Source organism: Bacillus thuringiensis, assembly GCF_001182785.1.
Classification (GTDB): Bacteria; Bacillota; Bacilli; order Bacillales; family Bacillaceae_G; genus Bacillus_A; species Bacillus_A thuringiensis_S.
Map to the genome: position 1 here is coordinate 164,170 of NZ_CP012100.1, position 16,325 is coordinate 180,494.

Here is a 16,325-nt window from a genome sequence, read left to right on the forward strand (position 1 = left end):
TGCTTGTAGTAGATCTGAATTGAATAAGATAATTAAATAGTTAATTTAAATAATAAATAAACAACAATAAAACATTGTTTATTTATTATTTATAAATTTACTTAAACTGTGTTAATATGCTAATTCATATAATGTATGAATTAACACATTTACTCCTTCAGCTAAATCTTTAGGATCCGTATACTCAAACGGAGAATGACTAATACCTTTATGACTTGGAACAAAAACCATGGCTGTCGGTATATATGGTGCCATAATCTGAGCATCATGCCCTGCACCACTATGCATCATTTTATACACAATATTATTTTGCAAACATTGCTTTTCGATAATGTCAGTTATCCCTCTATCCATTGGTACTGGTGCAGCATCCATCCACATTTTAATATTTATTTGAACTCCTAATTCATTTGCAACTTTGTTCATTTCCTGTACTATTTTATCAGTAAATTGATGCAATTCTTCTTTTTCAACATGCCTTACATCTATTGTAAATATAGCTTTACCTGGTACTACATTTACGATATTGGGTTCTACTTTAATTTCCCCAACAGTGGCAACAAGTGGCTCCCCATGTTCTAAAGTCATGGTATGAATCCTATGTATCATATAACTAGCTGCACTCATCGCATCTTTTCTATATTTCATTGGCGTGGTGCCTGCATGATTAGATTCACCAATTATTTCAACTGTAAACCGTCGTTGACCAACAATGTTTTGGACAATACCAATGGATCTCTTTTCTTTCTCTAGTACTTCTCCTTGTTCTACATGAAGTTCAACAAATGCTTTAATATCCTTACGAGCATATTCAGGATTAGCTTTAAATGTGAAACCAGTTTGTCTCATCACCTCTACAAATGCTTGACCATTAAAATCTGAGATATTCTGAACATCTTCTTGTTTAGCAATCCCAACAATATTTTTAGATCCCCAAAATGTATATGGAAACCGACTTCCCTCTTCTTCCGCCATGGATACAACCTCAATATTCCGCAAAGGCTGTCCATATTTTTCTTTTAAATATTTTATAGCTAAAAGTCCAGCGATAATACCATACTGCCCATCAAATAATCCTCCATTTTTTACTGTATCAACATGAGAACCAGTTAATATTGTTTCGTCTTTATATTTACTACCTTCAAGCGTTCCAAATAAATTTCCGATTTCATCATAATGGATAGATAATTCCTCTTTAATAAATAGCATTTTTAGAGACTCTTGAGCCTCTAGCCACTCTGAACTATATAAGAACCTGGATACTCCCCCTTCTGGATCTTTTCCACATTCTCCTAACCAATGAAGTAAATCGAGTGTATCCTTTCCTAATTGCAACTTATCCAATGTATGCATTAATTTCCCTCCAGTAAACTTCCAATTAATTTACTCTTATCCTCTTAAATGCTTCCTTCTTCAAAATGTGTATTCGGAGAAGTCTCCTTAAAAAACATCATGATAATTAAACTTATTCCAAGAATGATAACAGCTGAATAAAACCCAGCAGCCATACTGCCCGTTAAATCGGCTAAATAACCTGCGATAAATGGAGCCACAATTGAGGATGACATTCCTATAAAATTATAAAGACTAAACGCTCGGCCATATGATTCTGGATTTACGTTCTCTGAAACAGTTGCAATTAGCACCGGATCTAGCGCTATTTTCCCAAAAAGACCATAAATAATAAGAGCTCCAATCATTAAAGGAATACTTTGAATATACACCGTTGCCCATAAAGAAATTGCGGCGATTGGAACCAATGTAAATACAAATATCTTTTTCTTTCCATATTTATCAGATAAATAACCCACAAAAAGTGATCCTGGTATTGCTGCCCATGGAACTAATGATGAAATAAAACCTATTTCACTGCCCTGAAATCCCCGCTCCACTTGTAAATACTTTGGTAACCACGTCATAATAACTGTAAATCCATAAATAGAGCAAAATAATATAATGAATGTAATTAAAAGATTACGGTTCTTTAATAAAGAAAGCATACTTATATCAGTCTCTATATCTATGACTGGATTACTTACATCTTTCTTTTGTCTCTTTCCTTCTTTGACAACAAAACCAATGAACAAACCGCATAAAATGGTTAACACGGAAAATATGTAAAACATCATTCTCCAGTTTATTCCCCATTCCAACACAAGGGTACTAGAAGAAATAAAGCCTAATGATATTCCTAAAGCTGCTCCGCTATTAATGATGGCAGAACCGATACTCCTTCTTTTATTTGGTATTGCCTCAGAAGAAAGTGCGAACTGCGGTCCATAATAAGTAGCTTGTGTAAGTCCTGTTAAAGCACGCGCCACTAAGAATCCTGTAAATCCAGCCATAATACCACTTACTCCTGTAAAAATTCCAAATAAAATAAAACCCGGAACCAGAATTATTTTCCTCCCAAACTTATCGCTCAATGTACCGGCCGGAATTTGTGCGATTGTATAAGTGAAAAAGAAAATACTATTTACTAAACCCAATTGAGTATTGTTCAAGTTATACTCCAACCCTATTTCTCCCAATATAGGGTTTAAAATGTACCGATCCGCATTAAGAAATATTGTTCCTAAAGTAAATGCCAGTACAACTTTCCACCAGTAAGGAATCAAAGTAGTGGATTCTCCAAATTTATCTTGTTTTTTCATTAAGGATTCAGACATATTAACAATACTCCCTTTACATTTTTCAGTGAAAATCCACCTTATTTAATATTTTTATAAGCATACTACTTTAACACTTTGTCAAATTCGTATAATACTTTCTCTCACAATTCATTTTAAATCTATTTATTTCCCTATCTTTTTATGGAGAATCTTTCAAACATAACACTGAAATAATTGGATATCCAACAACTTTTCGAATCTTTTATAAGGCCTATTTCATATATTATTATTTAATTCTAATAACTACATTGACAAATCATCCAAATATATACTGTTTTTTTAGTTATTATAACCATAGTTAGAGTTAACACCTTTTACTCTCAGGTTTCCTGTTTTATAATGGCCGTTATTTAGCAAAATATTATTAATCAATTTATCCAGTTATTATTTTCTATAACGTAGTATTTACATTTAAACTTTGTAATACATTCTAAGAGTTAGTATAATCTACTTATTTAGTAATTTGGCTCTTAATATCCTACATAAGTCATCCTTGGAGGAAATCTAATGAAACTATATGATATTATGAAAATCCCTATTTTTGATCAAGCTAAACTTATCGCTGGTCATAAGGGTTTAGAACAAGAAGTTTATACCGTTAATATGATGGATGCACCTGATATAATTCATTTCTTAAAAAGAAACGAATTATATCAGGTGCATATCATTTTAAAGACGATATGTATGCATTACGAGAACTTATCATACAAATGAAGAAACAAGGTTGTACAGCTTTAGGTATAAAAACTAAACGGTTTTTACAAGAAATACCTGAAGAAATTATTTCATTAGCAGATGAAATTTATTTTCCAATTATTGAGCTCCCATTTGACATAGGACTAGGAGATCTTGTAAATCAAACCTTAAGTTATATTCTGGATATGCGAACTAATGAATTACATCAAGCAATGCAAATACATCAACAATTTTCAAATCACATTATAAGTGGAAAAGGCATAAATATGATTTTGGAAAATTTATCATCAATAATTCAGTTACCAGTTGTACTACTTGACTATCACTTGCGCCCTATTTCCGAATACAATAACACTAAAGCATCTATTCAAATTTTAAAAAAGCTTTTTATAAACGGGCGTAAACTACCGTTATCAACAATAGAAATTGTTACTTTTTCTCTTCTTACTAAAACTCGTGATACAGTTTCAATTTTTCCCATCTTTACACAGAATAATCAATACAGCTATTTAGTTATAGACGGCTTTATTTCACCTTTAAATCGTTCAATGGTATTGGCTGTTGAACAAGCTGCAAACGTCCTTGCTTTTGAATTAATAAAAGAACATTCTTTAAGACAATACTCAAGACGCATTCAGGATGAATTTTTTACGAATGTTATTAATAGTGTTTTCTCTACTCAAAATGAAATTATTAATCTAGGAAAAGAATTTCATTTATCATTTGATCAAAAGTATATTTGTATTATAGGAAAAATAGATATAAAAGAATTCACTATGTCATTTATGGAATATCAAGAAGAAAAGGATCTTATATATGACTTGATAGAGGAAGAACTAAATTCTTATACTGCAAATGTTCATTTATTCATAAAAGATGATATGTATGTTTTGTTGGTGAATTGTGATGGCATTTGGAGACAAACTGAAAAAGAACGAATGATCTCTTTATTAAAAAACATACAGGTGAAAATCTATACATATTTTCAAAAAAGCATATCTTTTGGAATTGCTAATTCTAGCGAACAATTGTTACATATATCTCATTCATTTAAAGAAGCAACAGATGCATTTTACTACGGTGAAATATCAGGGAGTAAAGAATTTATTGAGATCTATCAAGCAAAAGAAATCTCAGCGATTTTACGTATGATTCCACAAGAACAATTAAAAAAGTTCTATGAGAGCACACTACATTCACTTGCAAATGAAAATGAAAAAGATCATGCTGTACTATTGCACACGTTATCTGTTTATTTAGAAACTCATTGTGCAATATCCGAAACTGCTAAACGTTTATTTTTACATCGTAATACCGTTATTTATCGTTTAGAGAAATGTGAAGAAATACTTGGACGAAACATAAAAGATCCAAACGAAACTTTACAATTAAGAATTGCATTTAGAATAAAACCATTAATCCATGTATGATATTTATATAAATTAAAAGCTCGTAAATAAATTTTAATATCTGAGGTCTGATATTGCATAATCGTAAATAATAAAAATATAAAGTTCTCATATTTACTAAAGGTAAGTAATCCTTCTATTTTATTTTTCTACAATACAATTACGTTCTTACAGTGGGGCACCAGACATCTATCAACTTAAGAATGGAAACAAAGTGTACTTTCATTTTGTGAGGTAAAGCATTCCTAAAATAGAAGCATACTCTTAATAATACGCATACCAAATAAACCCTATCGTTTTATTAAAAATCCAGGAAATAGTAATGAAATCCTATATTTATACGATTGAATATAATGTCACACATTTTATAAGGTAAAAAGGAAAGGATAGATGAACAGGAGAGCATACCTGTTTACATCTACCCTTTTTTACAACAATATGACCATATTAACTACTACAACTTTTCATATAATTATTGAACTATTTTTTAAATAAATAAATTAACCTCTTCGTTAACTTTATTTACGAATAAATGGTCCCCTTCACCTTCAATTGGATCAACTACATCTTCATTAAAAGATTCAGCATGTTATCTACCATATCTATTAAACTAGCGGTTTTTATTTTCCCTGATTCCTTTCCATACCTAAGGTACCCAAAAGTCCAGAAGATTTCCGAGGCTACCATCCACATTTGTGTCTCTGAAAAAACATTTTGTGCCACTAGATGAAACTGTAGATTCCTTAACAAGCTAAATCATGAAAATACACACAAAAATAGATTATCAATCATTACATTACTGCTTTGCTTCGTTCGAATAGAAAAACTCGGAAGAACGCCACTTGTTCGATATCCCCTCAATGTGATAAGGTGTCGTTCTGCAGCATCCACCTATTAAACGTGCACCTGCTTGGTACCATTCTTCAGATTGAATATCCAACGCGTTACATTGTTCATAATCATGCCATGTTTTTGTTTCTGGATTATAAGTTTCACCAGAGTTTGGATAAACAATAATCGGTTTTTTGGTGTTTGCCCTCAACTCTTGGATTGCACCAGTCACAACGTTTACTGGCGCACAATTGATGCCTATTGCTACAATTTGTTCACTTTTCTCAAAAGCTCGTGCACACTCCACGAGTTTCATACCTTCACTAATCTCTTTCTCATTTTTTAGCGAAAAGGTAAGCCACGCATATGTTTCTGGAAACTCACGCAATAATGTATCTAATACTCTTGCTTCTTGCAGGGAAGGGATCGTTTCAAATGCCAATAGATCTGCACCTGCTTCAATTAACGCGGACATTCTCGAACGGTGAAAGTCTGCTAATGTTTTATCTGTCACACCATAGTTGCCTACATACTCTGAACCATCTGCAAGGTAAGCCCCGTACGGCCCAACTGATGCAACAACCAATGGTTTAGCCCTATTCGTTTGCTTATTTTCCTTCCAAAAATCATCTCTTGCCCTTCTTGCAAGTAACACCGTTTTCTTAATTAATTTCAAAGCTTCCTGTTCTTGTATTCCACGCGTGGAAAAACCACTAATAGTAGCTTGATAGCTTGCTGTTATGGCACAGTCCGCTCCAGCAATAAAATAATCTAAATGAACCTGATAAATTAGTTCTGGATTTTCTAGTAACACACGTGCCGACCAAAGGGGATCGTCCAAATTACATCCATGTGCCTCCAATTCTGTAGCTAATGCTCCGTCAAGAATCATAATGGAATGTTGGGATAAAATATCATCAATTGGGTTGATTTTGTTCGACATAATCTACGCCCCTCTTTTTTAGATTTTTTTTTAGATAATAACTTCCATAGCAAAACAAAATAAACGGTATGCCGCAATATAAAGCGATTCTCTGTGTTGGATCGAATGCAATTCCAATACACGATGCCAGACAAAGGATGAAAGAAGCAATTGGTACTAATGGATATAGTGGTGTGCGATAAATCAAGTCCTTTTCAGAATTTCCTTCTTTCAAAAATTGTCTGCGAAATAGGAACTGGGAAGCACTAATACTCATCCAAACTACAACTACAGCTAGACCGGAAATGGAAACAAGTACGATATAGACAGTATCTGGTGCCACAATACTCGAGAGCAAAGCCAAAGCTCCACCCACCATGCTGAAAATGACGGCGTTGATTGGAACACCTTGTTTTGTCATTTTTCCAAAAATCGGGGATATCGTATTCTTATTAGCAAGCGACCAAAGCATTCTAGAGGAGGCATAAAGGCCTGAGTTTGCCGCAGATAAAATGGCTGTTAAGATAACGAAATTCATTATGTCAGCTGAATATGGCACCCCAATTCGTTCTAGAACTGCAACAAAAGGGCTCTCTAATACCCCTGTATCGGAAATAGGCAATAACGCAGATAAAACAACAATCGTTCCTACAAAAAAGATAATCAATCTCCACAGAGTAGTTCGAATGGCCTTCGGTATCATTTTTTCCGGGTTCGCTGTTTCTCCAGCTGCAATGCCTATTAATTCTGTTCCCGAAAAAGCAAAATTAACCGCAAGCATGGTCATTATAATGGCCGTAGCACCATGGGGAAATAAACCTCCACTTGTATAATTAGAAAAGAATGGTGCTGCTTTTGAATGGGTCATCGGAAGAAACCCTAGCATTGCCGCTACTCCTAAAACAATAAAAATCACAATAGCTATAACCTTTATCGATGGAAACCATCGCTTCATAAGTAATCCTGCGGCTGTAAATTCAGAACCTAAAGCAACAGTCCAAGTTAACCAATACAACCAGGCTACTGTATACCCTGTACCCGGTCCAATGTATTTAACTGCATAACTATGAAATGCGCCAGTTTCAGGCATATGTACGGAAAGCTCTCCTAAACATAGCATAACTAGATAAACCACTAGCGCACCAATTAGATAGGATAGAATTGTTCCAAACGGGCCAACTTGTTGAATAGTGTAACCTGGGCTTAAGAATAAGCCAGTTCCAATCACCCCACCAAGTGATAGCATGACTAAATGACGTGCTTGCATTTTCCTTTGAAATTCTTGCCCATTTTTGTTCTCCATTTCTAATCTCCTTTAGTTACTATCCAGAAAAAACAAAAGCGCACTCTAAAAAAGAGGGCGCTACTGACAAATAAAAACGAAAGCTCTCATCTATCAGGATTATCACCCGCTGGAATTAGCACAGTGTCTACTTAAGCAGACCTGTTGCTGAGGTTTCATAAGGCCAGTCCCTCCACCTCTCTGGATAAGAAATATTTTTTTTATAACCTTATCAATCCATTCAATAACTGTCAAGATAATTCTGTTTTTTTAAAAAAATTACCTATTATAGAAATACAAAAAATAGATTATTACTATAAACACAACCCACTCCTTCTTGGGTATTATTTAAAAATCGAACATACAAAACCTCATCTATTTACGATTCGGTTCACAAGCACTTCCTCAAAATTTGATGCACTTCTAAATATCTTCTTACTTCTTTGGCTATGGGGATCACCGCAACTTAAGGACGTGTGACGAGACCACATCGCCATCAAGCTAAGAAAAGCGAATACCCAAAAACGAAAAAATGTACATCTCCAGGAGGAAATGTACATTTTCTTGTTTGGGGTGTTATAAAATCCTTAAGTTGATGGGCGTGTGGTGCTACTCCAAGATACTTCACATCAGACAATAAAACAGAAATTGAATTTGAATAAGCATTCCTGCGGGAGTGCTTATTCATTTTATTTACAGGAAATTATCACCATTTGTCGAATTATATAAGCTGAAGGGTGATAAAAATGAGTCATAGAAATCTTTTTATGCTGGCAATGAATACGTAAAAACAAAAACATTCACTTATAGCGGTTAATAGGAGGGATTATCGTGAAAAAATTAGCTACAATTGCGTTGACTGGTGCGTTAGCTTTAGGCGGTTTAACGGTTATAAATTTAGATACACCAAAGGCACATGCTGATGAATTTAATGAGGGCTGTCATTATATTTGTGGTCCTAGCGAAACGGTGAACGGTGTTACAGTTCAAGTACATTCTACACAAGTTACTTTTGGCAACAGTACAATTGCAAGAATTACAAACAACCGAGCTGAAGATATTTATTACAATGTTAGCCTTGAGAAAAAATATGGAGATAGCTGGGGAGAATTTGAAACTAGTTTCCATTGGCAAAATCAATGGGTTCCAGCTGGCTCAAATGATGAAATTTCAACTTTCACAGGATATGGCCAAAACATTTACGACACTGGAACATACCGCTACAAAGTTGAAGTTGTAAGTGCTGATGATTCTGTAGAGACGATTTATACAGCAGGAATGACGGTAACAGGGCGATAACTCATGACTGAGCTTTATTATTTATGATTGTATTTTCGATAATATCATTGATAATTGCGTTGATATTAATATTCTATTATTGAGTTTTATCCTCTGTTCATAAATTGGTTAAATATCTTTTACCAATTATATTATCAAGATACACCTCCCCTGGTTTAGCAATGGAAATATTTGGATACTTATATTAGTGAAGAGTATGTATGGATCTACAAAACTGAATAACCATTTCTACCATGTTATCATCTTCAACAAAAAAACTCCTGATTAACTAGGAGTTTTTTTTCTTGCTGCTTTATAAAGTACATCTTTAAAGCTGTTAGAAACGCTTCTTCAATTTTTATCGTACCATATATTTCATTGCCTAGTTTAAGTGGAGATGTTTTGGTAGCCATAATCCATCACCTCTTCTACAATATATGAATCACAAGTGATGGGACTACCCTCTTTATCAAGAATATTTACAAACCATTCCAGGACTAATTCATTCTTCTAAATATAATACTGAATCATTTCAATTGTATGATATAGGATCTTTATTACTTAAATTTCAATCCTGAATATTAAACCATCCTGAAGTATTTACAAGCTTATTCCAAAGTGCTTCTGGAATATCTAACTCCTCCTTTTTGCTAACATATAATGCATCAAAAATAGTTTTCTCTTCACTATTTTGAGTCTTTTCCATCCATTCTGGATCCATAATTAAAGCATGTCCTAATGAAACTAATGAAGTTATCGAAAGTGCTTTTTCGACTTGTTCAGGTGTTTGAAGTGCTCCTACACCGATAACAGGTACTTCATTACCAACTGTTTCTTGAATTAATTGTACACGAGAAACTGTATCTTCTGAGTTACGTAAAGATCCGCCGAAGAAATTCCCAACCGATGCATGGATATAATCTAATTCTTTCGTCGCTAATACTTTTACTAGTTTAATTGTATCATCCATTGTGATACCTGGTTGTTCACGCTCTTCTGGACTAAGACGATATCCTACAATAAATGGTTCTTTCGCATGATTTTTAACAGCTTCTTTCACTGACTCCACTACCGCTAAAGGAAATGCCATACGTTCTTCTACACTGCCACCCCATTTATCTGTTCGTCGGTTTGAATGTGGGGAGAAAAATTGTTGGATTAAAAATGTATTTGCACCATGAATTTCTACGCCATCAAATCCAGCTTCTATTGCACGGCGTGTTGCTTCTCCAAACGCTTTTATCGTCGTTTCAATTTCATCGTTACTCATCTCACGTGGTGTTTCAGCATTTTGTCGTAACGATGGAATTGCACTAGCTGATACAGGCTCCTCACCTTTTAATAATGTAGAGTTTGTCATTCGTCCTGCATGGAAAATTTGTAAAATAGCCTTTGCACCATTCTCTTTAATTGTATTCGCTAATTTTGTTAAGCTAGGAATACGGGCATCAGATTCTACTCCCATCGAATTTTCAAATCCTACTCCAAGTAGTTCTACATGTGCACAAGATGTAATTACCGCACCAATCCCGCCTTTCGCACGGCGAGCATAATATATTAATTCTTCTTCTTTCAGGTCACCATGTGGTGTAGATGCTGAAGTTGTCATTGGTGCCATGAGAATACGATTCTTTAATTCTATCCCCGATGGTAATTTGAAAGGTTTAAATATAGATGAATAATTATTATTCATGATGTTGTCTCCTTGTAATTGAAATTCTTTCCGAAGTTCAAAGTTGTTATTTCCGAATTGATAATACAAATATTCCATATCCCCGATAAGCGTTTCTCATTATAATACTTGAAAAAGAATGAATTTAAATAAGGTAAAATGAGTAAGGTTTTTAGTTTGTATTCTTTTCATATAGTTAGCTGCTTATTTAAGAAAATAGTGCCAACCTATTAAAAGTTGTACGTTAACTAAATTTTTAAAGCATATAATTAGTTTCATATTTCGAGTATCATGGAACAATATGAATCCTAACATAAATTATATTGCGTTGCAAATAAAACATTACAATATATGTTTCGAGATTCTCACATACTGCATCCTGCTCATTATAAGAAAATAGAGCAAGGATATATTTTGTAGTATAATACCAATAAGACATTTTCAAAAACAGGAGAATTAAAATGAGAAAATTATTTCATCCAGAAACAAACGATATTCGTTTAACAACCGTTCTAGATGCTCTTAGTGATCAAATCAGAATCCAAATCGTTCGGGAAATTGCAAAGATAGGAGAGCAATCATGCGGGAATGTTAATATTCCTATTCCAAAATCTACTCTTTCACATCATTATAAAGTATTGAGGGAATCAGGAATTACCTATACGAGAGTAGAGGGCACTCAGCGATTCAATTCCCTTCGTATAGATGACTTGAATAAACGTTTTCCAGGTTTATTAGACGCAATATTACAAGCAGCTGAACCGATTTAGTCCTCTATTTTGGCATATTCTCCTTTTTATTATTTTAAAGAAGACGGAGAATGTGCTTTTATTTTCAGATATATTCCTACGCTTTATTTTATACAGTAATCTCCAATGCCTCCAATGTTATCTATAAACTTATAATCAATCGAAAGATTGAAAACAAACTATTGAAATCGCTTCTCCTGTGATCCTGAAATAAAATTACAAATACAAATCCATCTATATGATAAAGAATTATTATCTATTGTTTTATGAGGGACTACAGAAAGGCATCGATGAATTATTAAAAATTTTATTGCGTTTGTTTTACCTGTTAGAAAAAAACGGACGAAAATCTCACCGTTACGAAAAGAAAACAGTCTTTGATATCTTAGGTGTTGTGTATGATTATACGTTGTCACAAAGTTTCCAAGTTGCATAATATTTTTAAAAACACCTATTTAATAGGTTTATTTGTTATGCACATCTTTAGTGTAGTCGTAGAAATTTCAAAAAACACATTCACATATACCCTCTTGTCCCCCTTAGCTTGATGGGGATGTGGCGATACCCCTTCTAGGGCTTTTTACGTTTAAATAAAGAGGTATACCATATTTCTCAATGTACAATATTACTTAACATAGTAAAATAATAATTGAATTGGCGTCTAATACATATCATTAAAATTAAAGTGGTTCAAGTCGGAGGAAGGCACCTTTGGGTGTCTTTTCTTTATTATAAAAACCCTCAAGCATTCTTACACTTGAGGGCTTATCAATTGAAAGGTAGGGCTGTTTGGAGTTCTTTATATTAAGAACAAAGCGGGATTACTCCTAAACCAATTAATAGAGCTGCAGCAAACGCTGGAATTGGTACAGGAATCTCGATACCCTCTACAACTAAGAAGTATTGTCCACTTACTACTTTAAAACAAACTAATTGCATGGTTATTCCTCCCTTCTGCTAGGATTAATACATTATATTACTTAATCTAATTATTGATATAATTCAATAGTTTATTTTTAAGAAAATGTGCAATTTATTTCTATTCAGGTGAAGCGCCCTAAATCATCTTTCCCTTATTTTTAAAAGGACCTGCTCAATTAATCCATAAAAACATAAAGTAATTTGAATCCATTAAAATACATGAGTGACTCCTTATTTTTCTCCTACTATTTAAAGGAGGAATTATTATGGGCTTTGGTGGTAGTTGCGGTGGCGGCTGTGGCTTTGCAGGAGGATTTGCTTTATTAGTTGTATTATTTATTTTATTAATTATTGTTGGAGCTTCTTGCTTCTGCTAAAAACTATGGGAAAAGACACTCTTGTTTGGGTGTCTTTTCTTTTTCTCAATATAAGAGCTATAAAAATATGCTATAGTTTTAATAGAAATTCCCTTTTGTGCAATGAGATAAAAATACCCAACAAAAAACCCACCTATTTCCGTAGGTGGGCCTTATCTTTATTACACAATACCAAATTATACTCTCATTTTTTCATAAACTTTATGCAATTATACAATTTCTCCTTTTTGTGTACTGATTTCATTTTACGGATTTTATTCATTAATACATTTTGCGGTTTTAAAATCTTTATTTATATAAGTAGCTCATACATGGGTTTAAATATTTGTACCAATATTATCTAATGTTTTGGGATTTACTTTTTCTCCATCTATTGTCATCTTTATTTTTTGCTTCGAATTGGCTATTACCACCCAAGCATTCGGTAAATAGCGATCTTCATGAGACAATGTAGAAGGTGAATTTATAACCCTTCCTCCTAAATATAGAGTAGCAGAGGATCCTCCATCCATTGCCATTGCATTTATTGCTCCTTTTTCATATAGAATATCTTGACACTCTTTTAACGTAGCCCCTATACTATGCGTCTGTCTTCCGTCAATAACTAGAAACATAATTGTACCATCTTCTTTTTGTGCCATAATACTTCGCGGTGCAGAGCCCCAACCACCGTCTCCTTCTGTAATCATTTTTTCTCCATTTACAATTAACTGTGGCATAAATCCTGCCGCTGAAACGACTTGTTTATCCAAAAGTTGTTGGGTAGAATAATTTCCTGTTATCATTTGCCCAAACTTTGTTAAACCCGTAATAATTGTAGGGGTATTTCTATCCATATTCGTATCAATAGCTTCCCCATTTTCTATTACTATTCCAGTTGCAACATTTCCTCCACCCCTTCCTGTTTCATCAGCAAATCCACTTGCATTCACAGCAACAAGTGCATGATTACGTTTTGCCATTACACTAATTTTTTCTCCCCTGTTAGCGCCCTGTGTTCCTTGATGGCTAACAAGTTTAACATTGAAGGGATTGCTAATGGTAACTAACCTTCCTTCGAAAAGAAAACGACTATCTTTATTGCTTTTAATTGTTTCTACATCAATTTCTAATGGCTGATTTTTTAATTCTTCTAATCTTTTTCCTGCTATTTTTTTATAAATATGCTCATCACTGTTTGACCATTTCGGATGATTAATTCTATCTTGCAGTTTATCTAGTTCCTTTTGGGTTAGGAATGTATATTTCGCATATTGTGGATGCTGAGAAGTTAGTATACTTCCAGCGATTGTTATACGAAGCTCTCGGCCATAGCTAGTACCAAATAGTATTCCTACGCCAATAAGCATGAAAATAGAAAATAGAAGCAAGATTCTTTTGAAGATTTTTCTTAGATGTTTCATAGTTTTATCCTCCAGCATTCATTACATTCAATAAATCCATTAAAATATTATTTATCTAAAGAAAAAAGTGTTTGGTTTCCTCATGCCTGAATTCCCCATTATATTTTAGCAATCAAGGCAAAATACTTATTCCGCATTTCGCTTTTACTTCAGTGTATATTTACAAATTTAATAACGTTTTTGCAACCATGAAATAAATTACTAATCCTGTTCCGTCAACAAATGTTGTAATAAATGGACCCGAAACAACTGCAGGATCTAGTTTTAATTTTCTTAGAATCAAAGGTAAAACTGCTGCTACAAGAGAGGCCCAAATAACAATAAATAATAAAGTAATTGCTACAACTTGTGCAACTTCTGTTCCAACTCCCAACATATAAGCACGAGTGAGCCCAGCTATTCCAAGTGCAAGTCCGAGAAACATACCTATTGCAAATTCCTTTTTCATTACACGGAAAATGTCTTTAAATTTGACCTCTCCAATACCGATTGCACGAGTAATTGTTGCTACAACCTGTGTTCCTGTATTTCCACCAGTACCTACTAATAACGGAACAAAGAAAGCAAGGGCAACTACAGTTTCAATTTCATCTTCAAAATACTTTAATACTGTACCTGTATATGCCTCAGCAACAAAAAGAAGTAATAACCATGGTAGACGTTTTAGGAAAATGCTCCAAATGCTAGCTTCAAAGTAAGATTGATTCAATGGCTCACTTCCGCCTAACTTTTGAATATCTTCTGTAGCTTCTGCTTCCATAACATTCATTACGTCATCAAAAGTTATAATACCAATCATTTTATTATTTGCTGTTGTCACAGGTATTGCTGCTAAATTATAATTCAGTAGCTTTTTTACAACTTCTTGCTGGTCAACTTCAGCTTGTACTGAAATTACCTCTTGAATCATAATAGTAGATAATATCTCTTCATCTGCTGCTAGTAATAACTCATGTATGGAAACGATTCCCTCAAGATAACCATGACTATCAAGAACATAACTATAAGATATTGATTCTACATTTTCAGAATGTTCCCTAATGTACTTCAATGTCATTTTTACTGACCAATTTCCTCTAACTGCAACAAAATCACTTGTGACAAGACTTCCTGCCGTTTCAGGTTTGAAATTCATCAATTTTTTCACGTTATGTTTTGTGATTTTATCTAGATACGCCATTAATTTAGCCTGTTTTTCCGGATGAACCGCTAGCAGTAAATCTACTAATTCATCAATCGGTTGTAAATTTAGTAACTTTTTAGCTTTGTTTTCAGATAAGTGAATTAAGATATTATATTTTTCTTCTGCACTCATATATTGAAGAATTTTAGAGCTTTTTAATACAGGAATCGTATTTAGCAATATGACTTGATCTTCAATTGAAAACTCTTTTACTTCTTGTGCAATATCATACGATGGATGACGTAAAACTTTCTCTGCATCCAAGTTATTTTTGGTTATAAGTAATTCCTTTAATAATTTCTTCATGTTAACTCCTCCTCATATTGCTAAGGGAGACTCTAGAGTTTCATGAGTGGTTTTGTTTTATTTTATCTGTCTTAAATTTTTTATTAGAGCAATAATAGTTACATTGCAATCAATTCATTAGTTAGAATTACCTCCTTTTTGAATATAGACAAGATAAAAATAAATAAAATTAAACAGAAAAACCTTTACTCAAAAAGGAGTAAAGGTTTTTTCACAATACAAATAAATGAATATTAAGACAGCTCTACCAAAATCACAGAGGTGCCTTTCTATCAAATCGTATACCACTCCCTCGTTGAGTTTTAGCACTGTATAGCATAGGTTTTTATAACCAGCTACATTAAGAAGGGCCTTAATCCGACCGTTCCTGTTGACCCATTGGCGTCTCTCGACATTTTTGGGCAGCAGCGTTTCTCTATACAGGAGCCTCACCTAACAAAGTTTATTGAATTACTTCAAAATTTAAACCAGAATTTAATATTTGTCAACTGACTTTCAATTCCATTCATAAAAAATCTTTTATAGAAAATGAAATTATATTTTATTATAAATTTAAAATTCCCCTTAAAAAACATAAAATTCAAATAGATTTAATTCGAAGAAACGTTATAAAACTTATGAAAC

At 33.4% G+C, this 16,325-nt stretch carries 13 protein-coding genes, 2 pseudogenes and 2 riboswitches; of the genes and pseudogenes, 6 read left to right on the plus strand and 9 right to left on the minus strand.

What is annotated here, in order from left to right:
- Nucleotides 1-111: 111 nt before the first annotated feature.
- Nucleotides 112-1,353 (minus strand): allantoate deiminase, encoded by a 1,242-nt coding sequence (gene allC, locus AC241_RS27975; protein WP_050845070.1) that lies wholly within the window; start codon nucleotides 1,351-1,353, stop codon nucleotides 112-114.
- 44 nt (nucleotides 1,354-1,397) lie between these two features.
- On the minus strand, nucleotides 1,398-2,669 hold the full coding sequence (locus AC241_RS27980) for an MFS transporter (RefSeq protein ID WP_080990916.1): 1,272 nt from the start codon (nucleotides 2,667-2,669) through the stop codon (nucleotides 1,398-1,400).
- A gap of 528 nt (nucleotides 2,670-3,197) precedes the next feature.
- Here AC241_RS27980 and AC241_RS27985 point away from each other — a divergent pair.
- Together AC241_RS27985 and AC241_RS35310 are read left to right on the plus strand one after the other, a co-directional pair.
- A pseudogene (locus AC241_RS27985) lies at nucleotides 3,198-4,378 on the plus strand (PucR family transcriptional regulator ligand-binding domain-containing protein); the annotation flags it as partial.
- Nucleotides 4,379-4,516: 138 nt separating this feature from the next.
- Nucleotides 4,517-4,798 carry a helix-turn-helix domain-containing protein gene (locus AC241_RS35310; protein ID WP_230690633.1) on the plus strand — a complete coding sequence of 94 codons (282 nt, stop codon included), beginning with the start codon at nucleotides 4,517-4,519 and terminating at the stop codon, nucleotides 4,796-4,798.
- A 775-nt stretch (nucleotides 4,799-5,573) separates the two neighbouring features.
- Here the strand turns inward: AC241_RS35310 and mmuM are convergent.
- Nucleotides 5,574-6,551 (minus strand): homocysteine S-methyltransferase, encoded by a 978-nt coding sequence (mmuM, locus tag AC241_RS27990; protein WP_050845071.1) that lies wholly within the window; start codon nucleotides 6,549-6,551, stop codon nucleotides 5,574-5,576.
- Nucleotides 6,526-7,833, minus strand: a complete 1,308-nt coding sequence (locus AC241_RS27995; RefSeq protein WP_050845073.1) for an amino acid permease — start codon at nucleotides 7,831-7,833, stop codon at nucleotides 6,526-6,528. Before AC241_RS27995 ends, mmuM begins: the two co-directional genes overlap by 26 nt.
- A gap of 83 nt (nucleotides 7,834-7,916) precedes the next feature.
- A riboswitch (SAM riboswitch) is annotated at nucleotides 7,917-8,024 on the minus strand.
- Between the two features lie 619 nt (nucleotides 8,025-8,643).
- Here AC241_RS27995 and AC241_RS28000 point away from each other — a divergent pair.
- Entirely contained in the window at nucleotides 8,644-9,111 is a 468-nt protein-coding gene (locus AC241_RS28000) for a hypothetical protein (protein ID WP_050845074.1), read from the plus strand.
- A 245-nt stretch (nucleotides 9,112-9,356) separates the two neighbouring features.
- Here AC241_RS28000 and AC241_RS34945 read toward each other — a convergent pair whose 3' ends face one another.
- Together AC241_RS34945 and AC241_RS28005 are read right to left on the minus strand one after the other, a co-directional pair.
- Nucleotides 9,357-9,503 (minus strand): hypothetical protein, encoded by a 147-nt coding sequence (locus AC241_RS34945; RefSeq protein ID WP_016083917.1) that lies wholly within the window; start codon nucleotides 9,501-9,503, stop codon nucleotides 9,357-9,359.
- A 155-nt stretch (nucleotides 9,504-9,658) separates the two neighbouring features.
- On the minus strand, nucleotides 9,659-10,783 hold the full coding sequence (locus AC241_RS28005; RefSeq protein ID WP_050845075.1) for an NADH-dependent flavin oxidoreductase: 1,125 nt from the start codon (nucleotides 10,781-10,783) through the stop codon (nucleotides 9,659-9,661).
- A 440-nt stretch (nucleotides 10,784-11,223) separates the two neighbouring features.
- Between AC241_RS28005 and AC241_RS28010 the strand changes: the two genes are divergently transcribed.
- Nucleotides 11,224-11,532, plus strand: a complete 309-nt coding sequence (locus tag AC241_RS28010; protein WP_050845077.1) for an ArsR/SmtB family transcription factor — start codon at nucleotides 11,224-11,226, stop codon at nucleotides 11,530-11,532.
- Nucleotides 11,533-11,731: 199 nt separating this feature from the next.
- Nucleotides 11,732-11,947: pseudogene (locus AC241_RS33585) on the plus strand (IS4 family transposase); the annotation flags it as partial.
- 368 nt (nucleotides 11,948-12,315) lie between these two features.
- On the opposite strand, the gene AC241_RS35755 reads toward AC241_RS33585, so the two are convergent.
- Nucleotides 12,316-12,450 (minus strand): hypothetical protein, encoded by a 135-nt coding sequence (locus tag AC241_RS35755; protein WP_255290326.1) that lies wholly within the window; start codon nucleotides 12,448-12,450, stop codon nucleotides 12,316-12,318.
- Nucleotides 12,451-12,698: 248 nt separating this feature from the next.
- On the opposite strand from AC241_RS35755, the gene AC241_RS33590 reads away from it, so the two are divergent.
- Nucleotides 12,699-12,809, plus strand: a complete 111-nt coding sequence (locus tag AC241_RS33590) for a YjcZ family sporulation protein (protein WP_000505681.1) — start codon at nucleotides 12,699-12,701, stop codon at nucleotides 12,807-12,809.
- Nucleotides 12,810-13,126: 317 nt separating this feature from the next.
- Here the strand turns inward: AC241_RS33590 and AC241_RS28015 are convergent, their stop codons facing one another.
- The gene (locus AC241_RS28015; protein WP_050845078.1) at nucleotides 13,127-14,212 is read right to left on the minus strand and encodes a phosphodiester glycosidase family protein; all 1,086 of its coding nucleotides are present in this window, start codon (nucleotides 14,210-14,212) and stop codon (nucleotides 13,127-13,129) included.
- Nucleotides 14,213-14,372: 160 nt separating this feature from the next.
- The gene (gene mgtE, locus AC241_RS28020) at nucleotides 14,373-15,701 is read right to left on the minus strand and encodes a magnesium transporter (RefSeq protein WP_050845080.1); all 1,329 of its coding nucleotides are present in this window, start codon (nucleotides 15,699-15,701) and stop codon (nucleotides 14,373-14,375) included.
- Nucleotides 15,702-15,982: 281 nt separating this feature from the next.
- Nucleotides 15,983-16,148, minus strand: a riboswitch (M-box (ykoK) riboswitch).
- Nucleotides 16,149-16,325: the final 177 nt, after the last annotated feature.